We start from the raw sequence: 23,574 nt of genomic DNA on the forward strand, positions 1-23,574 counted from the left end.
CGTGCAAGCCCCCGCGGGTCGCCCGCGCTCAGTCGCGTGTGAGCTTTCTGTAGGTCACGGCGTGCGGGCGCGCAGCCTCGGGCCCCAAACGCTCGATCTTGTTCTTCTCGTAGGATTCGAAGTTCCCCTCGAACCAGTACCACGCTGCGGGATCCTCGTCGGTTCCCTCGTAGGCCAGAATGTGCGTGGCAACGCGATCAAGGAACCAACGGTCGTGGGTGATGACCACCGCGCATCCGGGGAACTGCAACAGGGCGTTCTCAAGGGACGACAGCGTTTCGACGTCGAGGTCGTTCGTCGGCTCGTCAAGCAGGAGCAGGTTTCCGCCCTGCTTGAGGGTCAACGCGAGGTTGAGGCGATTGCGTTCGCCGCCCGAGAGCACGCCCGCCTTCTTTTGCTGGTCTGGTCCCTTGAAGCCGAAGGCCGAGACGTAGGCGCGCGACGGCATTTCGACGTTGCCGACCTGGATGTAGTCGAGCCCGTCAGAGACCACTTGCCACACGGTCTTTTCGGGGTCGATGCCGCCCCTCGTCTGATCGACATACGAGATCTGCACCGTTTCGCCGATTTTGAGGTCGCCAGCGTCGAGCGGCTCCAAACCCACAACAGTCTTGAAAAGGGTCGTCTTTCCGACCCCGTTGGGGCCGATGACCCCCACGATGCCGTTGCGAGGGAGGGAGAACGACAGGCCGTCGATGAGGACCCTTCCGTCGAAGCCCTTCTTCAGCTTCGTCGCTTCGAGGACGATGCTGCCAAGGCGCGGCCCGGGCGGAATCTGAATCTCCTCGAAATCAAGCTTGCGCGTGCGCTCGGCTTCGGCCGCCATCTCCTCGTAGCGCTCCAGGCGGGCCTTGGACTTGGCCTGGCGGCCCTTGGCTGAGGAGCGCACCCATTCGAGCTCGTCCTTCAACCGCTTGGCGAGCTTGGCGTCTTTCTTGCCTTGGACCTCGAGCCGCTTTTCCTTCGTCTCAAGGTAAGTCGAGTAGTTGCCCTCATAGGGGTAGAGCCTTCCGCGATCGACTTCTGCAATCCAGCTGGCAACGTGGTCAAGGAAGTAGCGGTCGTGGGTCACCGCGATCACGGCGCCCGGGTATTGGGCCAAATGCTGCTCCAGCCACAACACCGACTCCGCGTCAAGGTGGTTCGTCGGCTCGTCGAGCAGGAGCAGGTCGGGCTGCTCGAGAAGCAGGCGGCACAGGGCCACGCGGCGGCGCTCGCCTCCCGACAGCACGTTGACGGGCGCATCGGGCGGCGGACACCTCAGGGCGTCCATCGCCTGCTGCAATTGGGCGTCCAGATCCCAGGCTCCTGCGGCGTCGATCTCCGTTTGGAGCTTGCCCATCTCCTCCATGAGCGTGTCGAAATCGGCGTCGGGATCGGCCATCTCTTCGCCGATCTCGTTGAACCGCCGGAGTTTGCCGATCATGTCCGCCCGCCCCAACTCGACGTTCTCGAGAACCGTCTTGTCGTCGTCGAGAGGGGGCTCCTGAAGCAGAATTCCCACCGAGTAGCCCGGGGACAGGCGCGCCTCGCCGTTCGAAGGCTCGTCGAGCCCCGCCATAATTTTGAGAATCGTCGACTTTCCTGCGCCGTTCGGGCCGACCATGCCGATCTTGGCCCCCGGGTAGAACGCCATGGTGACGTCGTCGAGAATCGTTTTGTCTCCCACGCGTTTGTAGGCGTGGATCATCTGATAAATGTACTCAGCCACGAGGCTCCATCCGCTTGTGCGTACGTCGCCGGCGCGGGTGTGCGGCCGGCCCCGTACCAAGGATACAGCTTGTGCCTCCGCTGTCCGCCAGCCCGCCGCGAGACCGGCTGTGCGCCCTGTGTCTCACTGCGGACGCCGGCTCCCGCCGCGTCCGTTCCGCCGCCGTCCATTATGCGGCCATCACGACGCCACCTTTTCGAGGACGCCGGCCGGATCGGCGGAGGCTGCGAACTGTTCGGCGTCACACAGGCTCGGCGCAGAATCGTACGGGCCGCGTTCGGCACCGCCGCTGCGCCCGGCGAAAGAAGGCGTCTGTTCGACTCCGTCGAAGGGGGATTCCGGGTCGCTTTTCCCGGCGGCGGAAAAGCCGCCCCGCACAACGACGGTCGACGTGCCGGGAGCCTGCCCCTCGGCGGCGATTTTTGGGGCCGCGGCCGCCGCGGCCCCGCCGCTCATGCCTTCTTCCAGCCTGGCCTCCGGAACGGGGCGGCCGTTCGAATCGACGCTTGTGTGACGCACCTTGACGAAGGTGGCGACCCCCGAGGAGAGCTCGACGCCGAGGGCGTCGGCGATAATGGACAGATCGGTGCGCTCCGCCCCGTCTTTGGCGGTCCACGCCCTCTCCACCAAGCGTCCGCGCACGAGCACCGGCGTTCCGCGGCGCACCGAACGGCTGACGTTCAGACCGAGGTCTCCGTAACAACGCACCGAGTACCACGACGTCGTCCCGTCGCGATAACGATGCGTCTCGCGGTCGCGGATTCGAGCGGTCACCCCGACCCTCGCCACCACGGTGGTCAGGCCATTGCCGTTGTCGTAGGCAACGGGATCGGCCCCCGCGTAACCTCTGACGGTGATGTAGGTTTCGTTGGACATTGCTGGCTCCTTTCCGCCGGACCATCCGGCATGGAGCCAGCTTCGCCCACGGGACGCGGATCCCGCGCAGCGCAAACATCGTTTGTGGAGGAAGCGGACGCGAGCGCAACCTGTGGACCGCCGGATTTCAAACGAATAGTGCCCGAGGCCACCGGCCGCGGGCAGCCGCCTCGGACGCGCAAATCCAGCCCGCGCGGCCGCGGCCTCGAAGGTCTAGACCTGAAGGGACTCACGCACCTCGCGATGCCGCTCGAGAACTTTTGCCACGGGGTCCACCAGCAGCTTCTTCGCCGAGTCGTAAAGGGCGGCCATGGCGATGTCCCCGTAGGCCAGCGCGGCCTTCTCCGCCGCGCTTATGTGAGCCCGCCTTCCGAAAAACCATCCGGCAGCCGCGCAGACCACGCCGGCCACGCCGAACGCTATCCGCGCGGCGGGCGCCCCGACCGGGATGCCCAGCGCGGCGCACACGATCCCCGCCACTCCCAGAATGAAGCCGAGGGCAACGAGGGCAAGGGCGCCGAACCGCGGGACCTTGGGGGTCTCGACCTTGCGAATCGTCGCGCCGATGGTGCGTCGAATCCTCTCCGGTTCGGGAATGACCTCGGTGACGGCCTCCTGCCAGCGGTCGGGCAGGCCGGATCTGACGTGGGCGATCCAGGCGTCGCGCGTCGCCACCACCATGGACGCCGCGGGCTGATCGGCGTTTGCAATGGCCGTCTGCCCCAGGCTGTAGCCGGCCTGGCGGAGGGATTGGACGACGGCGGGCGCGCCGGTCGCCTCATACAGCGAGCGGTTGACGCGCCTGAGGGCCTCGCCCCGGACGTCCGGCTCGCGCGTGCCGACGCTCACCGACAGGCGCCGCCTGATGGCGTCCAGCTCGGCCTGCGCGGTGGCGACGACGGCCTCGGTCCCTTCGACGGCCTCGCGCAGCTTCGCCCGAATGGGCTCCAGGCCGATGCGGTAAAGCGCCGACGTCGGATAGACCGGCACGTTCCCCAGCCCGTCGCGGTCGAGCAAGACTTTGACGTCGGCCAACAGGGTGTCGACAACGGATTCGGGAATGGTGTCCACCTGGTTGAGGATGACGATCATGTGGTCGCGCCGCTCGCGCATGGCCGCGAGATAGCTTTCATGGATGAGGTGATCGGCGTACTTCTGCGGATCGAGAACCCAAATGAGCACGTCGACCTGCGGAAGAACCTGATCGACGAGGACCGAGTTTCCGATCTGCACGGAATCGTGGTCGGGCAGATCGAGGAGCACGAGGGAATCGAGGTCGTGCTTGCCGGTCGTGAGGATCGAATGGTAGTCGATCCTGCGCGAGGGGCGGACGCCTATCATGTCCAGCACGGCGTCGGCGTCGGCGTTCCACACGCAGGCGGAAGCCTCTTCCGTGGTCGGGCGCAGCTCGCCGGGATCGGCGAAGTTCAGTCCCGTTATCGCATTGAAGAGCGTCGACTTGCCGCCTCCCGTTCCGCCCGCCAGAGCGGCCACGGTCACCCCGAAACCGGCCCATGCGCGGGCCTCAACGGCCTGCAGCTCCTCGTTGGCGCGCGCCGCCACCCAGGGGTCGAAGGCGTCGCCTCCGGCGTCGATCGCCTCGCGCAGCTTCGCGATCCTCTCGGCCACCCCCCGCATGGCGGGCTCTCGTGAAAGGGGGCTCTGCCCGTAGGCAGGGGTCTCCTCGAAAACGCCGTCGGGCTGCGTGGCGCCCGCGGAGTCCTGTGCGTGATCGTTCATTCGTCTCCTTATTACACCCGATCGCGGTACTCGCTCGCCCGAAGGCGAAGCTGTCGTCCGTTGCCCACCGGAATCTCGTCTAGTACCGAAGTGTATGCGTCAACGACCCGAGATATGCCATCCTCCAGGCGGACGGCGAGGGATTCCCTGGCCGGACGAAGCGCCTCGCCGAGTCCCACGGTGCGCAGAGCCGTCTCGGCGCCGTTCACTCCGCCGGCTGCAGAGCCGAGCAAAGCGGCCGTCCCCTCGCGCGTGAACCAGGGGTTTTCGGGCACCGCCGCCACCGCCTTCGCAAGATCCTCCAGCCATTGCTCGACGACGTCCTTGGTGATCTCGGACGTATCGATCCTCTTGGCTGCCTCGTCGCGATACTCTTCGGTGTTGACCATGTCCTCCCGCCAGCTCTTGTCGATTTTGCCCTGCAATGTGACGACGGCCTGGCTGAAGCCTACCTCTATGGCGCCGCGGACGCCTTCGAACACCGTCTTGGCGGCGGCGTCGCGCTGAGACTTTTTACGCCCGTCCGAAACTCGCGGCTTCTCCCCGGCCACGAGGGAGTCCAGCACGCCGCCCGTCGAGGCGAAGGTCAGCCACGACGTCGTCGGCGCGCCCTGGCCGTACCTGCCCGAGCGGGCGTTCGAAGCGAGTTTCGACATCGGCTGCTCGGCCTCCGCCTTGGCCCTGTCGGCGAGGCTCTGCACCGAGTTCGCCTGCATCTCGACGGCCTCCGACAACTCGATGAGCTGGCGGCGCAGATCGGGCAGCATCGCGTCGCTCATCTTCTCGACGAGGACTTCGCCGACTCTCGTGGAGGCGATGACGTGGAGCCAGTCGCGGATCTCTGTGACGTCGTCGGGGTCGAGGCGCGAATCGCGCGGCCCGGCGTCGGGCACAATGAGGAGCGGAACCTCGCCCATGTCGACGGCGTCGAGCCTTTCCGTGAGGTCCGCTCGGATCTTCGGCAGGGCCTCGAGCGAGACCCGGTTGAGCACTATGGCGGTGCTCATGCCGCGCTCGTTCGCGTCCACGAGGGTCTGCCACGCGAGGGCGTCCCCATACCGCGAGGCGGTTGTGACGAAGAGCCAGAAATCGGCGGCGTCGAGCAATCGCCGCGAAATTTCGCGGTTGTTCGCGTCGACGGAGTCCAGGTCCGGGGCGTCGACGAGAATGAGTCCGGGAATCGCCTTGTCTGTGACGACGACGCGGCCCATCTCGGCGATCGCGTGATCCTCCATGACCTTCGTGTCCTTCGGATGGACCGATATGACCGGTGTGCGCGTCGTCGGGCGGATGACCGACGCCGGAGAGATGTCCTCACCCAGCAGCGAGTTGAATATCGTCGACTTCCCAGCGCCGGAGGATCCGCCTAGAACCGTGACGGTGGGAAGCCCGTCGGTTCTCAGGTGCGGAAGGATCCTCGCGGCCAACTGTGTGCGCAGCCGTTTGCGCGCGTCGTTCAACTGCATCGATCCGGGAAGATCGAGCGGCAAACGCGCGTTGTCCAGCGCCGAGATCGTGCGAGCGATGAGGTCGGCAAGGTCGCTTCGGTTCTGCGGTGTCTTCACCCGTTCATTATCGACCATCATTAGACGCGAGTAGAAGTCACTCGCCCAACAGTTGACCTTTTCAACCAAGAACTCCTCCGCGAGCTGCCGAGGGGAGGCTCTCGACGCAATTCATGAGCTTTGCCTCACCCGCCGCGCGAACTTCGCCCCGCGCGGCCCATGAGCTTCACCCCACACAGCGGGCACGGCATGCGAGCCTCCCCCAGCGTCCGGTACATTTGGTGCGCAAGCCTCCATGCTTGGCGCGCAAGCCTCCATAGCTCAATGGATAGAGCAACGGCCTTCTAATCCGCAGGTTTCCGGTTCGAGTCCGGATGGGGGCACTAAGTCCCCGGGTCCGTCGACGGCGTCGGAGGCGTCCGACGCACGCGTGACATCCATGGGTACCAAAAGCCGATAGCGCTTGCTCGCGCAGCGAGTAGGATACCCGTGTGAGCTACCGTGATATGAACAACCCCATCGTCTGGATCGATTGCGAAATGACCGGTCTCGATCTGAACGTCGACGAACTCGTCGAAGTCGCCGTCGTCATAACCGATTCCGAGCTGAATCCCGTCGACGAAGGGATAGACGTCCTCATCCGGCCCAGCGACGCCGCCGTCGAACACATGGGAGACTTCGTGCGCCAGATGCACACCGCCTCGGGGCTCATCGAGGAATGGAAGAACGGCCTCACGCTCGAAGAGGCGCGCGAGCAAGTGCTCGCCTACATCCGAAGGCACATCCCCGAGGCCCAGAAGGCCCCGCTCGGCGGCAACTCCGTGGGAACGGACAAGGCTTTCCTCGAAAAGTACATGCCCGACGTCGTCGCCCACCTCCACTATCGCCTCATCGACGTCTCCTCCCTCAAGGAGCTCGCCAAGCGCTGGTACCCGCGCACGTACTTCGCGGCGCCTGAAAAGACGGGCAACCATCGCGCCTTGGGAGACATCTACGATTCGATCGACGAGCTCCACTACTATCGCGACGCGCTCATGCCCGCCGGCGACGGCCTGACGACCGACGAGGCGCGGTCGCTCGGCACGCGCTACGCGGGAACGACGGCGCGCCTCGTCGCCAAGGCGAACGCCGCCGGCTCCCCGCGCGGCTAGAGGCTGGAGCACCACTCCCCCGCGATCTCCTCGTAGGAGAAGATGTCAAGGAACTTCTTGGCCCGTTCGGTGGCCGGATGGCTGAAGAACTCCTTCGGGGCGCTCTCTTCCACGATCTTGCCGGCGTCCATGAAGATCACCCTGTCGGCGATGGCCCGGGCGAAGCCCATTTCGTGGGTGACGATCACCATCGTCATGCCGTCGCGCGCCAATTCCAGAACGACGTCGAGGACCTCGCGCACCATCTCGGGGTCGAGCGAGGCGGTGACCTCGTCGAGAAGAAGGATCTCGGGCTTCATCATGAGCGCCCGAACGATGGCCACGCGCTGCTTCTGTCCGCCCGAAAGCTGGCGGGGGAAGGACTCAGCCTTGTCCAGCAGGCCCACTCGTTTGAGCAGCTCGCCGGCGCGCCTGGCGGATTCGGCCCGCTTCTCGCCCAGAACCTTCGACGGGCCCAGCAGGAGGTTCTCCAGCACGTTCAGATGCGGGAATAGCTCGTAGCTTTGGAACACCATCCCGATCCTTTGCCGCAAAAGACTCCACGGCAGGGATTTGCTCGGGACTTTCTCGCCGTTGAACTCAATGGAACCGCCCTGGATCGGCTCCAGGCCGTTGAGCGTCCGCAGAAGCGTCGACTTGCCGCAACCGGACGGCCCGACGACGACGATCACTTCGCCGCGGGCGACGTCGAACGACACCCCGTCGAGGGCCGTGAAATCGCCGTCGTAGACCTTGACGACGTCGCGCACGGACAGGGCCGGGGTCCGCGCCGCTTCGCCTTTGTCGGCTGAGGCTGCTTCGGCGCGGGCGACGTCGGCGGGAGAAGCGCTGCCGGGAGAAGACGCGTCGGCATGGCGGTCGGCCCCGCTGCGAGGGGCGATGGTCGAATCGGTCACTTGTTCCACTTCCGTTCGAGGTATTTGGAGAACTGAGAGATGACATAGCAGACCGCGAAGTAGAGCAGGAAAATCGCTCCGTACACCCACAGCGCGGCCTTCGGGTAGGCAAAGCGGTTCGCGTCGATGATCTGCTGGCCCACCTTGAGCACTTCGGTCACGCCGATGAGCACCACCAGCGAGGTGGTCATGATCATGCGGTTGGCCAGGTTGATCGTCAGAGGCAGGAGCCGCCTGACAGTCTGGGGAAGAATGACGTTGAGGTTGACCTGCGCCTTCGTCATTCCCAAAGCGAAGCCGCTGGCGTACTGATGGGCGGGGATCGACTGCACGGCGCTTCGAACGAGGTCGCCCATCTCGGCGCTTCCCCACACAGAGAAGACGATGACCGCGGTCGTGAATCCGCCGAGGTTGACGCCGGTGTGCGTCGCCAGACTGAAGTAGACGACGAAAAGAAGGACCAGTTGCGGCATGAAGCGGACGAATTCCAGGTATGCCCGCGTCAGGAAACGCAGGAAACGCTTCTTGCTCGTCATCGCAATTCCGACGAAGAGCCCGAAGAAAATGGAGATCGCCAGGGCAAGCAGAGCGATGGACACGCTGGTCCACAGGCCTTCGAGGAGCCGAAGAAAGTTTCTTCCCTGCCACAGAACCTCAATTCCCGAATTCTGCACGGCGCGCCCTCCTTTCGAGGTAGGCGCCGGCGAGGGAGACCGGCAGAATGATGGCGATGTAGAAGGCGACCAGGAGGAAGAGCGCCTCCGTCGTGTCGTAGTCGTTTCCTATCTTCTCCCGAGCCACATACACCAAATCGTTGAGGGCGACGACGGAGACAACGGACGTCTCTTTGACGAGGAAGATGACGTTGGCGACGAGAGCCGCCACCGATCGCGAAAGAGCCTGCGGGACGATCACGTAGACCATCGCGTTGACCCGCGTCATGCCCAGAGACCGGGCGGATTCCCACTGGATCGTCCCGACGGAGTCGAAACCGGACCGGAAGGCCTCGGCCATGTATCCCCCTCCGAGAAAGCTCAGCCCGATGATCGCGGAGGCTTCGGAGGAAAGGACGACGCCCGCCTTCGGCAGGCCGTAGTAGATAAAAAAGAGCTGGACGATGAGCGGAGTGTTGCGCGAGAGCTCGATGTAGAGGCCCACCGCGCGTTTGGCGACGGGAACGTCGAGATACCGGATGATCGCACACACAAGCCCGATGGCGAGCGACGCCGCGATTCCGACGGCGGCCACCCGCACCGTGACGAGCGCCCCCTCCAGGAAGTAGGGCAGGTACTCGCGCAAGACCTGGGAATTCACCTTCGCGTGACCTTTCTTTGGGGCGGCCTGGACCGTTGAGTCTGCAGCCGCACATACTGCGCGCCGACGGTTTCGCCGACGCCGTGGCCGAGGGCGGGAAGCCGCGCCTGAGGCTGCGCCCCGCCCTCCGAGGTCACTTGCCGGCCGCCTGGGACTCGGCCGCCGAATCGGGCGCTTCGGAGCCGGCGGCTCCCGCCGACGCCTCGGGGCTGGCCGATTCTTGGCCCTTGCCGGACTCTTCGCCCTTGCCTGCGCCGTCGACCTCGCCGCCCTCGACGACGAGCTCGTCGGGCTTGGCCGAGTCTCCGTAGACGGGCGCGAGCGTCTTCTCGTAAGCCTTGTGGAAGAACTTCTCCTTGCCGAGGGTTTCAAGCTCTTTGTTCAGCCAACTGCGAAGGGGGGCGTTGCCCTTCTGGACGGCTCCCGCGATGGTGTCCACGGGGCCGAGCTGCGTAATGCCTGTGACGAACTTGTCCTTGTTCTCACCCTGCCTGGAGAAGGCCAAGGCCTCGGTGTTGTCGGTGACCCACACGTCCCCGCGGCCGTCGGCGAGCGCGTTGTAGACGTCGGAGTACTGGTCGTACTTGGCGGGCTTCCAATCGGGGTGCTTCGCCTGAATGTAGGAGTCCGCAGTGGTTCCTTTGACCACCAGGATCTTCTTGCCGGAGAGCTGGCTCTCGGACGTGATCGGGGCGTCTTTGCGCGAGACGGCGCCGAGCGAAACCTTCATGTAGGGCTTTGCGAAATCGACCTTTTCCGCGCGCTCGGGCGTGACCGTGAAATTGGCCAAGATGACGTCGACCTTGCCGGAGGTCAGGTACTCGACCCGCGAATCTGCCACGACGGGCACAAGCTCGAGCTTGACGCCCAGATCCTTCGCGATCCTCTTGGCGTATTCGACGTCGTAGCCGACGTTCGTCCCATCCGAATCTGTGTACCCGAAGGGCGCCTTGTCGCCGAAAACGCCGATGCGAACGGTTCCCGCGGCCTTGATCTGCTCGGGAGTCCGCGCCCCCACGGGCTTGACGGAGGATCCGCCGGCCCCCTTCGTCCCTTCCGAGGTTCCGCCCGAGGCGTCGTCCGACGCGTCCTTCGACGTCAGGCTCCGAGCGCCGAAGTACGCCAGAACGAAGACGAGCGCGGCGAGAAGCGCGAGGCCGGCAACCTTCAGCCCCTTGCCCGAACGGGAGGAGGCCTTGGCCACCAGCTCGTCGATGTCGTGAGACCTCTCTTCGGCCTGGGGCTCGTCGACCGCTTCGGAATCCTTGCCGCCTGAGACGTCGGAATTCTTGTTGTCTGAGTTATTTGACATGGTTTTTCTCACTCTCGTTGGAGAAGCGTGGAACTAGAGAAAACGTGAAACTAGAGAGACTGAGAGGCGCGGCTACGGCGTCGCAGCGGAATGCGCCTCGGAGCCTCCCGCGGGCTCACGTCGGCGCGCAATCCGGGAATTTCTACCGGAGTTTCAAAGGCGACAACAGCGAATGCCCGCGGCGAGCGGACACATTCGGCACGTGTTGTCGTTGGTCATGGGCAAGACGTTAGCACGCTTTGGACCGGCGACCGTTAATCGAACGTCGCGGACGGCGAAGAAAACGGTTTTTCCTCTCACCGCGCATTTACGCTGAAGTTCCGCGATTTTCCTGGAATAATGGCTGCACGTATCGACAAGGTCAAGTGTGGCAATCGTCTCCCGTGCTTGTCGGGCGAAGTCGCCGTTCTCGCAGCTCGCGACTCGGCTCGGTGGATCTGCCGCCCGCACTGCGACGGGGACAATCGAATCCTCGTAAGGAGCAATCATGACCATCGCAATCGCCGGCGCCACCGGCAACATCGGCCGGGCGACCGCGCTCTCACTCATCGATTCGGGGGTTGACGACGTGCGGCTGCTTGTGCGATCCGCCGCCAAGATACCCGACGAACTCAAAGGACTTCCCTACGCCGTTTGCACGTACGCAGACGACGAGGCCGCGCTGGCCGCGCTCAAGGGCGTCGACGCGCTGCTGATGGTCTCGGCCAAGGAGAGCCCCCGCCGCGTCGCCGATCACAGGGCCTTCATCGACGCCGCTTCGCGGGCGCGCGTTGGCTCCATCGTCTACACATCTTTCCTGGGCGCCGCCCCCGAGGCTATTTTCACTCACGCCCGCGACCATTTCTTCACTGAGGAGCACATCAAGGCATCCGGCATCGACTGGACCTTTCTGCGCGATTCGTTCTACCTCGAGTTCTTCGCCGCGCTCCTGGCTTCTGGCGAGATCCGCGGCCCCGCTGGAGACGGCGCATGCGCCGGGGTCTCCAGGTCCGACGTCGCCCGCGTCGCCGCCGCCGTTCTCGCCGACCCCGGGGCACATGCGGGCAAGACCTACGATCTGACAGGGCCGGAGGCATTCACGATGGCCGAGGCCGCGCGCATTGGAACCGAGGTCTCCGGAAACCCGGTCGAATACATCGACGAGACGATCGAGCAGGCCTGGGCCTCGCGCGAGCCCTACGGGGTCCCCCAATGGGAGGTGGCCGCGTGGATCACCACATACACCGCGATACGCGCGGGCCAGCTTGACGTCGTCACCGACTCAGTCGAAAAGATCACCGGCCGCGCGCCTCTGTCTCTAAGCGAGGTACTGACGCAGCAAAGAGCATCCTGACAATCGAAAGAACAGAATAAGTGAGACTTTCCCTCAACCCGGCCATCGACCGTCTTCGCGACTTCAGAACAAGCCGCAAAGAGCGCCGCGCCCGCAAACGCGAACGCATCAAGACGCGCAGCCGCCCGTATCGGGTCCTTCGGGGAACGGGGGTGTTCCTCCTCCGTTCCTTCGTCGCGGTCACGGCCGCAAGCCTCATATTCAACGCCGTTTCGCAACCTCCCGAGTATCTCGAGGCGACAACCGGCCACACGGTCAAGGTCGGATCCGCGGACGTCCATTACGAAAAGTGGGGCGGCACAGGCCAAGCGGTCGTCTTGCTTCCGGGCTTCGCCGGATCGTCCGTCGCCTACGACTACGCCGGTCCCAAGCTCGCGGCCAAAGGATACGCCGTTTACGCGGTCGACCTGCCGGGATTCGGCTACACGCGCGGCGGCGACGCCCGCGACATTCGCAGGCAAGCCGATCTCGTCGCGGGCTTTTCGAAGAAAATGGGGCTTGACCGTCCGATCGTCGCGGGGCACTCGATGGGCGCCTCTGTAGCCGGAGGCGTCGGATTGTGGCACCCGCAGTCCACAGGCGGGGTGATCTTCGCCGACGGCGACGGCCTCGACATCCAGGTTCCGCGGCGCATTCCCAGATGGATGGCAAAGTCTCCCTACTTAACCAGCCTGTACCGGATCGGCTCGCGGTGGACCTGGCTCGATCAAAAGATATTCAAGCGCTCTTGCGGATCTACGTGCACGATGTTCGATGGGGAAAAGGGAAAGGGCTTCACTAAGCGAATAACTCGGCCTCTCACATCGAGGAGCGCCGAACGCACCATTTCCGACACTATGAAAGAGTTCACGATCCTCCATTTGACGCCTAAACAAATTCAGTCAATCTCCGTTCCGAGCTCCATCATTTGGGGATCGGAGGACGTCTCCGGCGGGTACCTCGTGCGAACCCGCCAGAATCTGGGCAATCCGCCCGAAAGGATCATCCGTGGGGCAGGGCACCAGGTCATGCTCAGCCATCCCGACGAGTTCGCCTCGTCCGTGGACTCCTTGACGAGGCAGATGCTTGAAAACAAGCGGGCTGCCCAGCATTCGAGAAGCTGAAGTGCCCACATTGTGGGACGGATTTGCGTCGTTCTGAGGAGGACGTAGAGTGACGGTAGGTCGCCCCCGCCGACCTTCGTCGCCCTGTTTCCAACGGGCGTGGCGTGCGTTTTTCCACAAGGAGTCCCTCGATGTCGAGTAGGCCTATATCAGCACCTCGGGAGAGGGTGAATGCCCTCGTTATCAGAAGCGCCGTCGTGGCCGCCATCGGCGGTCTGATCTTCGGCTTTGACACCGCCGTCATATCCGGCGCCAACGATGCCCTGGAAGACAGATTCAAACTTGATGATTTTGGAATCGGGCTAACCGTCGCCATCGCAACGGTCGGCACCATTTTCGGTGCCCTCATCGGAGGGCGCCTGGCAGACCGATACGGACGGAAGAACCTTCTGTTCGCCATCGGCATCCTCTACGTTCTGGGCTCTCTGGGAACTGCCGTTGCCTGGACTCACGCAGTCCTATTGGCTTTCAGGTTCGTCGGAGGCATCGGAGTCGGCCTTTCCTCCGTATGCGCCCCCATCTACACCGCCGAAATCGCCCCGGCACGCATACGCGGGCGACTGGTCGGCCTTGTGCAGTTCAACATCGTTTTGGGCATTTTGCTGGCGTACCTGTCCAACTACATCATCCAGCAGACCATCACCGATCCGATGGAAGCCTGGCGGTGGATGTTGGGAGTCATGGTCGTGCCGTCCGCCATTTTCCTCCTCCTTTTGTTCTCGGTGCCCGAGACTCCGCGATGGCTTATGTCCCGCGGGCGCGACAAAGAGGCTGTCGAAATCAGCCGTCGGCTGTGCAGCACCCGGGCCGAATCCGAGGAGCAGATCGCAGAGATCCGCCAGCAGCTGGCAGCGGACCGCACGAAAGGAAGCCTGTCCGACTTTTTCTCGCGGCGCTATCGCAAGGTCGTCTTCTTTGCTTTCATCATCGCGATGTGCAACCAGCTCTCAGGCATCAACGCGATCCTCTATTATGCCCCCAAGGTTCTAGAAAAGGCAGGGGCAAGCGAAGACCAACGATACCTCATGTCAGTGGCCGTCGGCGTCATGAACCTCATCGCCACCATGGCCGCCCTGACGGTCATCGACAAGATCGGGCGCCGATCGCTCATGATCGTCGGTTCGATCGGCTACCTGCTGTCTTTGGGCTTCCTCACGGGCGTCATGTTCATGTACGAGGGGCATTTCGATTCGACGTCGTCCATGCTGGTGCTCGTCGGCCTGCTCTTCTTCATTGCGGCCCACGCCTTCGGCCAGGGCTCGGTCATTTGGGTCTTCATATCGGAGATCTTCCCGAACAAGGTCCGTGGATTGGGCCAATCTTTCGGCTCCCTCACACACTGGGTGTTCGCGGCGATCACAACCTTTGCCTTCCCGACGGTCATCGGCAGCTGGGGCGGCGGATTCGCCTTCCTCATCTTCTTCGTCTGCATGTGCGGCCAGCTCTTCTGGGTCCTCAAGATGATGCCCGAGACCAAGGGGGTCCCGCTCGAAGAGATGGAATCCAAGCTAGGCTTGAAGTAGCAGCGACGCTCCGACCGAAGGAAACAACGTGACCACAGCAAACAAACCAGTTCTCTGCCTCGGAGAGGCCCTCATTGACGTCGTCATCAGGGGCGAGGAGTCCGCGGAACACGTGGGAGGAAGCCCGCTGAACGTGGCCAGCGTGCTGGCCAATCTGGACAGGCCCGCGCTCATTGGCGCGTGGTGGGGCAAGGACCGCCACGGGAAGCTGATCGAGGACTTCGCCGCCGAGCACAAGGTAGGGGTCGTCCCCGGCAGCAACGGCGCCTTCAAAACGTCCCTGGCCTACGCCCTGCTGGATGAGCTCGGCCGCGCCAGGTACGAATTCGATCTGACGTGGGAAGTCCCGCCGCTGCCGCATCCCGGCGACATCGCCCACCTGCACACGGGAAGCCTCGCTGCGACCCTTGAGCCGGGCGGCTCGGCGGTGCTTCAAGCCGTCAAGGACTTCGCCGCTCAAGGGACGGTCTCCTACGACCCGAACGCCAGGCCAGCGATCATGGAGTCCCCGGAAAAGGTCATCGGCCGCATCGAGGAGATCGTCGCGCTCTCCGACGTCGTCAAAGCGTCCGACGAAGACCTCGCTTGGCTCTACGGCGAAGAGACCCCCGTCGAGGAGGTCATGAGGCGCTGGTCGAAGCTCGGCCCCGGACTCGTGGTGGTGACGCGCGGGCCGTGGGGTTCCTACGCGCGTCTGGCAGCCGAACGCGACATGCTCGTCGTCGATCCGCTGACGATCGACGTAGTAGACACCGTGGGCGCCGGGGATTCGTTCATGGGCGGCCTGCTGTCGGGGCTTCTCGACGCCGGATTCCTCGGCTCGATCGAGGCCAAGGCCAGGCTGCGCGAGGCCAGGTGGAGCGAGATTCTCCCCGCTTTACACCGCGGAACGGTGACGTCCGGCCTGACCGTGAGCAAGGCCGGCGCATACGCGCCGTCCGCGACCGAAGTGGCCGACGTCGTCAAGTCCGATCCGAAATTGGCTTCCTGACGTCGAATCCTATTGACGAAGGGGCGGGCACATACGTGCCCGCCCCTTCGTTCGGCGCTGTACACATCTTTTTCGTTCGCGCCACACATCTTTGCCGCCGGCCGCCGGACGTCGTCCCTTCGCTCGGCGCCACACATCTTTGACGCCGGCCGCCGGACGTCGCCTCGCCGCCCGGCGGCCAAGGCTTCCCTAGCCGTTCAGTTGGAACTTTCTCTCGCTGCGTCCCAGCCTTCCGACGTCGCCCCGCAGCTGCCTAGCTTTCCTGTGCAGCCGCGGGAAGCCCAGACGCTCGCACAATCCCGAGCCTCGCCACGCTCGCTCCCCACGCCGCCAGCGCACACAGCGCAAAGACGAAGAGGAAATGCAGCATTCCCGCCTTCAGCGCCCCGGCATCCTCAGCTCCGATCGCGTAGGCTGAGATCTTGCGCGTCGACCACAGGGGCAAAAGCTTCGCCTTCGAGCCGTCGGGGTCGACCAGGAGCTGGAGGGCCATGACCGAAAGAAGAGCAAGCGCCCCTTCGAGCTCCTTGGCCACCGCGAAGCTCATGAGAGCTCCCAGCGGAACGGATATGAGCACAGTCGTCACGAGGAGAAGGCCTACTGCGGACAGGTGCACGACGTCCTGGGTCACCGCCACAACCACGAAGTACACGCCTGAAACCGTCAAGCCGATGGCCACCTGGGCGATGTGCCGCCCGGCGAAAAGCACGGACGGCCTGGCCCCCATGACGCACAGCCGCCTGTCGAGTTGGCTGCTTACGACGCCGCTGAAGAGCGAGAGAGTCGCAACCGCCCAGCCCACGCCGATCGCGAGCAGTCGTATCGCCTGCCACTGCACGTCGAGCCGAACAAGATAGAAGACCATGGGCAGCAGGAAGACGAAGAAGACGGCGAGAGGACGCCGCAGGGTCTCTTTGACGCCGATCTTTGCGATGGTCCACACGTTCATGATTCCTCCTGAGGATGCAGTTCACACGTCCAGTCGACGCCGTCGAGGTCGTGAAGGATATGGGTGACGACGAGCACGCCGGCTCCAGCCTCGCGCCAGGAAAACAGCTGCTCCCAAAAGTCCGTGTACGTCCCCTGGTCGAATCCCTGATACGGCTCGTCAAGCAGGATGAGCCGGGGGCGATTGATGCCGCCGAGCACCACGTTGAGCTTCTGCTGTGTGCCGCCCGAAAGGCGAGCCGCACCGAGCTTGCGGTTGGGCCGCCACCCCAGGCTTTGGGCCAAGCGCGTTCCCGCGACGAGGGATTCTCGCTCATTCTTCCCGTCGAGCGAACCGAAAAGCCGGAAGTGCTCGGAGGCGGTCAGCAGAGGCGAGAGGCCCCCGGCTTGCGGGACGTAGCCGACGTTTTCGACTCGCTCGACGCTTCCCGACGTCGCACGCACGAGCCCCGCGCATATCTTGAGCAGCGTCGATTTGCCAGAGCCGTTGGCGCCTACGATCGCGCCGATTTGACCCGACCCGAGCTCCAGGCTCACGTCCCGCACAACCGTCTTCCTCCCGTACCGTTTGCTTACGTCCCGCAGCCGCAGAACCGGCGCACCCGAACGCGACTCGTCCAGACGCCGCTCTTCTCTGACGGCAGCGCGCGCGGCCCTCGCCAGTTCCCGCGCGTAGGCCTCGGCCGGCCCATAGACCTCCTCCGGCGGCAGGGCGTAGTCGCTGGCTTCGGCAACGGCCTCTTCCGCAAGTCTGCGAGCGCGGCGGCCGTCGATTCCCGCGCCTGCCAGCCCACGTTCCAATCGAAGGGCCCAGCCCTCCGTTTCAAGGGCCCGATCCTCGCTCATCGCCAGTCTCCTTCCCGGCCAATCGGCTCGTCTTGGCGAATCGCCTCTTCCCGGCCAGTCGCCTCACCCCCGCGAATCGTCGCCTGTCGGGCAATCGCCTCCCGAGGAATCGCTTTACCGTCGACGGTCGCTTCGACCGCCGCCTTGAATTGCTCCCACGTCTCCACGAGCTCGTGAAAAGCCTCGCGGCCTTTCGCCGTCGTCTCGTAGTACTTTCTGGGAGGCCCGGCCGCGGACGGCTCCTTCGAAGCCGCTATGAGACCCTGGCGCTCCATGCGAACGAGCGCGGGGTAAAGGGTGCCTCCAGGAATCTCGCCGAAACCGGATCGCGCAAGCCGCTCGGCTAGGCCGCGCCCGTAATCTCGTTGGGCGTCAATGAGGCCGAGCAGGCAGAAATCTAAAAAGCCATGCAGCCATTGTTGAGTTTTCACATCCATACTAGTTAGTCTACCTATCCACCAATAGTAAGTCTAGCTAACTACTCGTGATCGGTTTAGCTGTTGGCTGCTCCACGACGAATTGGCCTAAGCTCCGTTCGGCCTCTGGACATTCCAAGCCTGGCCGCCTCCGCGCCCGTCTAGGCGCTTTCGACCCAGGCGGAACTGCGCTTCCCGCTTGACGATAACCCTGGAACGAGTTCAGCAGGCCCCGGCTCCTCGGACGTCATTCGTCCCTGACGGTGCCAAGGATGATCTCGTCGCTGTTCGGTCGGATGGCCATGCGATTCCCGCCGAGCAGGGCGACAAAGGAGCCGTCCGCCCTCCACAGCTCGTTTCCGCTGGAAAGAGAGTAGGCGACTACCTTGCCCTTCCCCTCGTTATCGCGGGCGACCGTTCCGGTTTTCCAATGCCTTCTCTCGTCGGAGGCGTTGGAGGACTCCAGCAACAACGTGTCATCGTCGCCGCTGAGCCCCAGAATGTCGACGTAGCATCTGCTCTGATCGTTCACCTTCGGGACCTTGAAACGGACGCCGTCGATCTCGACCCGGCAGTTGGCGCCGTCCACCCTCGCCACCCTGATGTCGCTTTCACCCCGGATGTTGACCGCCTCGGTGGCGGGCGACGCCTCGAACAGATCCTTCAGGTCTTCGGGCGAGACGTTTGGGGAGGATATGACCCAGTTGTTCGTGGTCACCTTCGCTTTGCCTCCGAATTTACGCTCGCCCTTCTCGTCCCAGATCGTGTAGGAACCGCTTTCGACCTGGTAAAACGCCTTGGTTCCAGCATCGATTCCGAAGCCAAGCGGATGCGGATTGTCGCTGAGCGACTCGAAATCGTCTTCGGCGTCCTTAGATTTCAACACTTCGCCCGAGGCGACGGAAAGTATGCGCAAGGATTTCTTTTCGGTGTCGTAGGAGAGAATGAAGCCGTTCTGAACGATGGCCTCGCTGTACTTTCCCAGCGCGCGCCAGACTTCCTTCCCAGAGGAGTCGATGCCGACGAGGTCTCCCGAGTTGGCGTCGGAGATCATGACCGTGATCTCGCCGTCCGTGCCGACGAGGTTGTGAGAACTCGGGCCCGGCGGCTTGTAGATGTTTCCGTTGGAACGAATGACCGTCGCCGAGTTTCCCGTGTGGCAGAGGAACGAAGAATTGTTCCAGAACCCCGACTTGTTGTCGTAACAGTCCTTCTTTGCGATCTTCGAAGTTCCCGTTCCGCTGAGGCTGTAAAGCGTCCAATCGCTCACGGCGTTGGCGGCGACCAAACTTCGGTTGGGAGAGACCGCCACCTTGTAAGCCTTAGAGATACGGTGCTCTTCTACGAACTTCTTGCCCGCAGGCAAATTCGCGACGTACCACTCCGGCGTCTTTTCCTCGTGCGTCAGCATGCTAATGCCCCACACGCCCGCGCCGACCAAGGCGACGGAAAGCAGGGACACGAGGGCGATCGTCTTTTTGCTCCGCTTTTTGCGCCGGCGCGAGCGCCCTGGACCGCGGGCGTCCCCAGCTGTCTGCGGAGTGAATGGGAAAGTCTGCGATCCGTAAGCGCCCGTCTGAGTCTGCGAGCCATATGCCCCCGTCTGCGTGCGCGAGTACGGAACGGTATAGGGCCCCGCGTAGGAGGAGGCCGCCTCGGGCGCCGATTGAGAGGAGCGATTGGGAATGTAGGAAGCAGGGCTGGAAGCCGAAAAATGCGGCGATGCGGAGGCGAAGGCCGCCTGCGGGTAGTGCCCCGCCGCCGGAGAGACGCCCATGTCGGCAAGCTCCGTCGAAGGGGTCGACGGCGGAGGCTTCGCGAGCTTCGTCGCTGCCGGGACGTTTTCCAGCTCGGAGGCCATTGCGCGGAGCTCGCGCGCGACGTCGGTCGCCGTCGGCCTCTTGTCCGGGGTCTTGACGAGCATGGAGGCGATGAGGCCCCACATTCGGTCGGGCACGCCCCCGGGACGCCCGGGCGTGCGATGCATATGCTGTCCAAGCAGCTCCGAAATGCTGCCGACGAAGGGCGTCACGCCGCAAACGACTTCATATAGCACGATGCCGAGGGAGTAGACGTCGGCCTGCGTTCCAGGGACCTCGCCCGAGAGGACTTCCGGAGACATGTACAGCGGGGTGCCGATGACGCCCGTGAGGTGGCTCGCGCCCGCGACGTCGATGATGCGGGCGATGCCGAAGTCGACGACGCGCGGGGTCATCGGCGTCGTCGAAAAGTCGAGCAGGATGTTGGCGGGCTTGACGTCGCGGTGAAGGATGCCTGCGTTGTGGACGGCGCTCAGCCCCTCGGCCACCGAAGCGCCAAGTTGAGCGGCTTCCGCGGGCGGCAGCGGCCCCGACTCCTTGAGGTAGCCGCGCAGGTCGCCGCCGGGGACGTAGTCCATGACCAATGCGAGCGTCGTCCCTTCGACAACGAAGTCGTGAACGCCGATGACGTAAGGCGAGGACACGCGCAAAAGGGTCGACCGCTCCTTGATGAAACGCTCGACGAAACCGGGCTCCTCGGCGAGGTCGGTCCGAAGGATTTTGAAGGCGTAAACCTCGGGCACGGTGTCTTGAGAGCCCTCGCTGGAAGCACGACCGATCCACACCTCTCCTTGGGCGCCCTTCCCAATGCGCTCATCGAGGATGTATCTGCTTCCAAGCCGACGCATGTACCCTCCAGGTTCTCGACACGTGACAGTATAAATCTACAGGTTTTGAACCCCTATTCGTAGTGTGCCAGCGGTGCGGAGGCGCCACAAGCGAGTGCGGGAGGGCCCTACGTGAGCCATGTCGCCTTCCGCACCCTCGGATTTTCATCTTTGCAACGGCTTCTCCCCTATTCTGCGAGGAACTTCCACCAGTTGACGAGTCAACCTCGCCGTTGCGCAACCTCGCAGATGTGCCGCCCTTCATCTTTGGCACGGGCGTCCGGTCAGCCGCCTCTCGCGTGCAATCAGCGGTCTCCCGCGTACAGCCAGCGGCCTTCCGCGTGCAATCAGTGGCTTCCCGTGATCTTCGTTCCTTTCGGTGTGAGGAAGAAGACCGCGGCGGCGACGGCGATCATCAGCGCTCCGCCCACGGCCCCCGTCACTTCGAAGGACCGCGTAAAGGCTGCCCCCGCCCGCTCGGCGAGCTCGGGAATATTGGTCTCGTTCGCTATCGTCACCGCCGCCCCGAGCGACTCTTTGGCTTGGTTTGCGACGTCGGCGCTGTATTCCCGAAGTTGGGAGAAAAGCGGGTCGGCGACGATCTCGGCCTTGTACACGAGAGCCGAGACGCTGCCCAGAACGGCCACGCCCATGACGCCGCCAAGCTCATAGGAGGTCTCTTCGAGGGCCCCGGCGTTGCCCGCTCGGTCTTCTGGCGAGCCGCCCATGATCATGGCGGACGCGATGGCGAGGGTCCCCGTTCCGGAGCCGACGAGGACGAGGGCCGCCATCACCGCAACCATGCTGAGGCCCGCTCCCCGAAGGCCCACGTAGACCATGCCGAGGCCCGCCACGGCAAGCCCGCCGGCGAGAACGGCCCGTGCCCCGAACACTCTGCTGAGCGGCGGCGCCGCGATAGACGCCACCGCGCCCGCCACGGCCGCGGGGATAAGATGGATCCCCGCCTGCACCGGGGTGTCTCCCTGCACCAGCTGAAGCCACTGCGAGATGAGGAGGATCGCGGCCAGCAGCGAGAACGTGGTGCCCAGCGCCGCGAGGATGCCGGCGGAAAACTGCCGATTGCGGAAGAGGGCGAGGTCGAGGAGGGGTTCGTCGCTTCGGAGGCATCGGCGGGCGAACGCGCCGAGGGCTACGGCGGCGATCGCGAAGGCGATCCACGGCGCGGGCAGGAGCAGGCTGGCTTTGTCGCCGAACTCTTTGATCGACCACACCAGCAGCGTCATGCCGACGAGCGAGAGGACGACCGCCAGCGGGTCGAGCTTCCCCGGTTTTTCAACGCGAGATTCGGGAAGCAGAAGCATCCCCGCGATCACGGCGGCGGCCATGAGCGGCACGTTGACGAGGAAGGCTGAATGCCACGAGAAGTGTTCGAGCAGGTACCCTCCCAGCAGGGGGCCGATGGCCGACCCCAAACCGGAGACGGCCGCCCAGATGCTCAGCGCCGTCGCCCGCTCTTTCGAGTTCGTGAAGATGACGCGGATGAGCGACAGCGTGGTGGGCATGATCATCGCGCCGCCCACGCCGAGGAAGGCTCGCACGGCGATCACAATGCCCGGAGAGTCGGCGAAGAAGACCAGGAGGGAGGCCACGCCGAAAATGGCGTAACCGAGCATGAGCATGCGTTTGCGGCCCCAACGGTCTCCGACTGCCGCCCAGGATATGAGAAGGCCGGCGAGCACCAGCGAGTAGACGTCGACGATCCACAACTGCTGGGTGGCGCTCGGCTTGAGGTCCTTGGCCAGGTCGGGAAGCGCGATGTTCAAGATCGTCATGTCCATGGTTATGACCAGAACGCTCGCGCTGAGCACGACCGTGGCCATCCACCGGCGAGCCGTGGACAGCGACTGTGTCGGCACGGGGCCCGCCTTCGGCCGCGCGCCCTCGGATCCCGCCGACCGGATGCCTTCGTCGGTCGTTGACTGCAATCGCTCAACTTTTTCTGTCATTGTTCGTTTCTCCTTCACGGCCTTCGTTCCAATTTGCCGTTCGTTTGCCGCATTCAGAGCGCCCGCCGTTCGCGCGCCTCTGTTTGTCCGGGCCACGGCGCGGATATGATCGCCCGGAAGATTCGCTCGATCACCTCTTTGTCTATGGGCGTGCTTCTCAGCGCCGAGTGGACGACGGCGCCTTCGAGGCACAGCTCGAGGGCCATTGCGCGCTCCGCGCCGAAATGAGGGGCGAGGGCGGCGATGAGCCGGTCTGGGTTGCGCAGCGCGATCTCGCGCAGCCCGTCGTCCCGGGCGCCGGCGTTGAGCAGGGCGACATCGGCCCTGACCTGCCGAACGTCCCGCAAATACTCGTAAGCGAGCCCGATGCAGTAGCTTTCAACGTCGTCGCATGCTTCAAGCTCCGATTCGAAAGCGTCGACGCCGGCGTCCATCTCCCTGACCAGAGCATCCATCGCGTTTTCTCGCAGGTCCTCGATGGATGAGAAGTACTTGGTGGTCGATCCCAGGGAAACGCCCGCGCGGGCAGCGACGGCCCGGTGGGTGAGCGCGGCGGCGCCCTTCTCGACTATCACGTCGATGGCGGCGTTGAGAATTGCGCGGCGCCGCGCCTCGGGGTCGCGCTTTCGCGACGTGAGCGAGCAGAGTCGATCGGGCCGCTCCCCCACAGGCCCTCGCTCTTTCGCGGAGCTTTCCTCCTGGGCGAACTCGCGTTTCCCCTTGCCTCCCGCCTCCGGCGCCTCGCCTTCCGCTTCCGGCGCCTCGCCTTCCGCTTTGGAAGGTTGAGCCCGCGCGGATCGCGGCTGACCGTTTCCCTTCATCGGCCCACACCTCTCATCCTTCGAACGAACGCCTTGTTTTAGGCGAACGCACGGCCTTTCAAGGAAGGCTTCCCGTTCTTTCGGAGAGCCCCCTCCATCCCTTGGAAGCTATCTCCCCGCGGTTCGGGAACGCCTTCTGCGCACACCTTAAATGTACGTTCTGTACATGTACAAAATGTACACTATTGGCACAGAACTCGAGAAGTCCAGAGGGGAAGCCGAGACGTCGGGCATAACAGGGAATCGTCCGGCGGAAACGGCCGACGTCGGCCCTTCGCCCGCCGTCGGCGCGTCTGCCCCGGCAACGCGCCGCCCTCGAAAATCGCGGGCCGAAGGACAAATCGATGAGCGGTCCCCACGTTTTCAATGGAAAAGGAAGCGATTGCGCCGATATTCTCAACCCGTCACGGCGTACACGCAAGCCACCACGACGGAGGCGTCGGTTCTCTACGAAGACGGCAGGAGATATGCGAG

19 protein-coding genes and 1 tRNA gene are annotated in these 23,574 nt (G+C 64.1%); 6 read left to right on the forward strand and 14 right to left on the reverse strand.

All coding sequences use genetic code 11. From position 1 onward, the window contains the following. Positions 1-28: 28 nt before the first annotated feature. From ettA to A4H34_RS10135, 4 genes are all read right to left on the reverse strand, one after another. Complete coding sequence (gene ettA / locus A4H34_RS10120; RefSeq protein WP_009199972.1) at positions 29-1,711, reverse strand: energy-dependent translational throttle protein EttA; 1,683 nt, start codon at positions 1,709-1,711, stop codon at positions 29-31. Between the two features lie 180 nt (positions 1,712-1,891). Then, a complete protein-coding gene (locus A4H34_RS10125; protein ID WP_064232008.1) occupies positions 1,892-2,587 on the reverse strand; it encodes a single-stranded DNA-binding protein in 696 nt (231 codons plus the stop codon). A 213-nt stretch (positions 2,588-2,800) separates the two neighbouring features. Beyond that, complete coding sequence (locus A4H34_RS10130) at positions 2,801-4,327, reverse strand: GTPase (RefSeq protein WP_009199974.1); 1,527 nt, start codon at positions 4,325-4,327, stop codon at positions 2,801-2,803. An 11-nt stretch (positions 4,328-4,338) separates the two neighbouring features. Then, a complete protein-coding gene (locus A4H34_RS10135; protein ID WP_064232009.1) occupies positions 4,339-5,892 on the reverse strand; it encodes a GTPase in 1,554 nt (517 codons plus the stop codon). A gap of 250 nt (positions 5,893-6,142) precedes the next feature. Here A4H34_RS10135 and A4H34_RS10140 point away from each other — a divergent pair. Continuing rightward, a tRNA-Arg gene (locus tag A4H34_RS10140) sits at positions 6,143-6,215 on the forward strand. Positions 6,216-6,338: 123 nt separating this feature from the next. Then, positions 6,339-6,983, forward strand: coding sequence for an oligoribonuclease (gene orn, locus A4H34_RS10145; protein ID WP_009199976.1), 645 nt, complete (start codon positions 6,339-6,341; stop codon positions 6,981-6,983). On the opposite strand, the gene A4H34_RS10150 is transcribed toward orn, so the two are convergent. The 4 genes from A4H34_RS10150 to A4H34_RS10165 form a co-directional block, all read right to left on the reverse strand. Further along, entirely contained in the window at positions 6,980-7,879 is a 900-nt protein-coding gene (locus A4H34_RS10150; RefSeq protein ID WP_407946339.1) for an amino acid ABC transporter ATP-binding protein, read from the reverse strand. The genes orn and A4H34_RS10150 overlap by 4 nt on opposite strands. Continuing rightward, positions 7,876-8,553, reverse strand: coding sequence for an amino acid ABC transporter permease (locus tag A4H34_RS10155; RefSeq protein ID WP_064232010.1), 678 nt, complete (start codon positions 8,551-8,553; stop codon positions 7,876-7,878). Before A4H34_RS10155 ends, A4H34_RS10150 begins: the two co-directional genes overlap by 4 nt. After that, positions 8,534-9,193, reverse strand: a complete 660-nt coding sequence (locus A4H34_RS10160; protein ID WP_064232011.1) for an amino acid ABC transporter permease — start codon at positions 9,191-9,193, stop codon at positions 8,534-8,536. The genes A4H34_RS10155 and A4H34_RS10160 overlap by 20 nt, the downstream gene beginning before the upstream one ends. Before the next feature lie 133 nt (positions 9,194-9,326). After that, on the reverse strand, positions 9,327-10,505 hold the full coding sequence (locus tag A4H34_RS10165; RefSeq protein WP_064232012.1) for a transporter substrate-binding domain-containing protein: 1,179 nt from the start codon (positions 10,503-10,505) through the stop codon (positions 9,327-9,329). 487 nt (positions 10,506-10,992) lie between these two features. Here A4H34_RS10165 and A4H34_RS10170 point away from each other — a divergent pair, with 487 nt between their 5' ends. The 4 genes from A4H34_RS10170 (at position 10,993) to A4H34_RS10185 (ending at position 15,455) form a co-directional block, all read left to right on the forward strand. Continuing rightward, the gene (locus A4H34_RS10170; RefSeq protein WP_009199983.1) at positions 10,993-11,838 is read left to right on the forward strand and encodes an SDR family oxidoreductase; all 846 of its coding nucleotides are present in this window, start codon (positions 10,993-10,995) and stop codon (positions 11,836-11,838) included. 20 nt (positions 11,839-11,858) lie between these two features. Beyond that, positions 11,859-12,941, forward strand: a complete 1,083-nt coding sequence (locus tag A4H34_RS10175) for an alpha/beta fold hydrolase (protein WP_064232013.1) — start codon at positions 11,859-11,861, stop codon at positions 12,939-12,941. A gap of 131 nt (positions 12,942-13,072) precedes the next feature. Further along, complete coding sequence (locus A4H34_RS10180; RefSeq protein ID WP_050758855.1) at positions 13,073-14,464, forward strand: sugar porter family MFS transporter; 1,392 nt, start codon at positions 13,073-13,075, stop codon at positions 14,462-14,464. 28 nt (positions 14,465-14,492) lie between these two features. After that, positions 14,493-15,455, forward strand: coding sequence for a PfkB family carbohydrate kinase (locus tag A4H34_RS10185; protein ID WP_064232014.1), 963 nt, complete (start codon positions 14,493-14,495; stop codon positions 15,453-15,455). Positions 15,456-15,708: 253 nt separating this feature from the next. Here A4H34_RS10185 and A4H34_RS10190 read toward each other — a convergent pair whose 3' ends face one another. From A4H34_RS10190 to A4H34_RS10215, 6 genes are all read right to left on the reverse strand, one after another. Continuing rightward, on the reverse strand, positions 15,709-16,404 hold the full coding sequence (locus A4H34_RS10190; RefSeq protein WP_064232015.1) for a hypothetical protein: 696 nt from the start codon (positions 16,402-16,404) through the stop codon (positions 15,709-15,711). Further along, positions 16,401-17,249: an ATP-binding cassette domain-containing protein gene (locus A4H34_RS10195; protein WP_064232016.1), complete on the reverse strand. Its 849-nt coding sequence runs from the start codon at positions 17,247-17,249 to the stop codon at positions 16,401-16,403. The genes A4H34_RS10190 and A4H34_RS10195 overlap by 4 nt, the downstream gene beginning before the upstream one ends. Then, complete coding sequence (locus A4H34_RS10200) at positions 17,246-17,686, reverse strand: PadR family transcriptional regulator (RefSeq protein WP_064232017.1); 441 nt, start codon at positions 17,684-17,686, stop codon at positions 17,246-17,248. The genes A4H34_RS10195 and A4H34_RS10200 overlap by 4 nt, the downstream gene beginning before the upstream one ends. A 226-nt stretch (positions 17,687-17,912) precedes the next feature. Continuing rightward, positions 17,913-20,333: a serine/threonine-protein kinase gene (locus A4H34_RS10205; protein WP_064232018.1), complete on the reverse strand. Its 2,421-nt coding sequence runs from the start codon at positions 20,331-20,333 to the stop codon at positions 17,913-17,915. A 326-nt stretch (positions 20,334-20,659) separates the two neighbouring features. Beyond that, positions 20,660-22,279, reverse strand: a complete 1,620-nt coding sequence (locus A4H34_RS10210) for an MFS transporter (RefSeq protein WP_082903205.1) — start codon at positions 22,277-22,279, stop codon at positions 20,660-20,662. A gap of 53 nt (positions 22,280-22,332) precedes the next feature. Next, positions 22,333-23,100, reverse strand: coding sequence for a TetR/AcrR family transcriptional regulator (locus A4H34_RS10215; protein WP_082903206.1), 768 nt, complete (start codon positions 23,098-23,100; stop codon positions 22,333-22,335). Positions 23,101-23,574 lie beyond the last annotated feature (474 nt).

Origin of the sequence: Peptidiphaga gingivicola, from assembly GCF_001652275.1 — a bacterium.
GTDB lineage: Bacteria > Actinomycetota > Actinomycetes > Actinomycetales > Actinomycetaceae > Peptidiphaga > Peptidiphaga gingivicola.

Excerpts from the sequence above, each read along its gene's own strand:
- A4H34_RS10125 (WP_064232008.1), bottom strand. The coding sequence starts at position 2,587 with ATGTCCAACGAAACCTACATCACCGTCAGAGGTTACGCGGGGGCCGAT.
- A4H34_RS10130 (WP_009199974.1), bottom strand. The coding sequence starts at position 4,327 with ATGAACGATCACGCACAGGACTCCGCGGGCGCCACGCAGCCCGACGGC.
- orn (WP_009199976.1), top strand. The coding sequence starts at position 6,339 with ATGAACAACCCCATCGTCTGGATCGATTGCGAAATGACCGGTCTCGAT.
- A4H34_RS10165 (WP_064232012.1), bottom strand. The coding sequence starts at position 10,505 with ATGTCAAATAACTCAGACAACAAGAATTCCGACGTCTCAGGCGGCAAG.
- A4H34_RS10170 (WP_009199983.1), top strand. The coding sequence starts at position 10,993 with ATGACCATCGCAATCGCCGGCGCCACCGGCAACATCGGCCGGGCGACC.
- A4H34_RS10180 (WP_050758855.1), top strand. The coding sequence starts at position 13,073 with ATGTCGAGTAGGCCTATATCAGCACCTCGGGAGAGGGTGAATGCCCTC.
- A4H34_RS10190 (WP_064232015.1), bottom strand. The coding sequence starts at position 16,404 with ATGAACGTGTGGACCATCGCAAAGATCGGCGTCAAAGAGACCCTGCGG.
- A4H34_RS10195 (WP_064232016.1), bottom strand. The coding sequence starts at position 17,249 with ATGAGCGAGGATCGGGCCCTTGAAACGGAGGGCTGGGCCCTTCGATTG.
- A4H34_RS10200 (WP_064232017.1), bottom strand. The coding sequence starts at position 17,686 with ATGGATGTGAAAACTCAACAATGGCTGCATGGCTTTTTAGATTTCTGC.
- A4H34_RS10205 (WP_064232018.1), bottom strand. The coding sequence starts at position 20,333 with ATGCGTCGGCTTGGAAGCAGATACATCCTCGATGAGCGCATTGGGAAG.
- A4H34_RS10210 (WP_082903205.1), bottom strand. The coding sequence starts at position 22,279 with ATGACAGAAAAAGTTGAGCGATTGCAGTCAACGACCGACGAAGGCATC.
- A4H34_RS10215 (WP_082903206.1), bottom strand. The coding sequence starts at position 23,100 with ATGAAGGGAAACGGTCAGCCGCGATCCGCGCGGGCTCAACCTTCCAAA.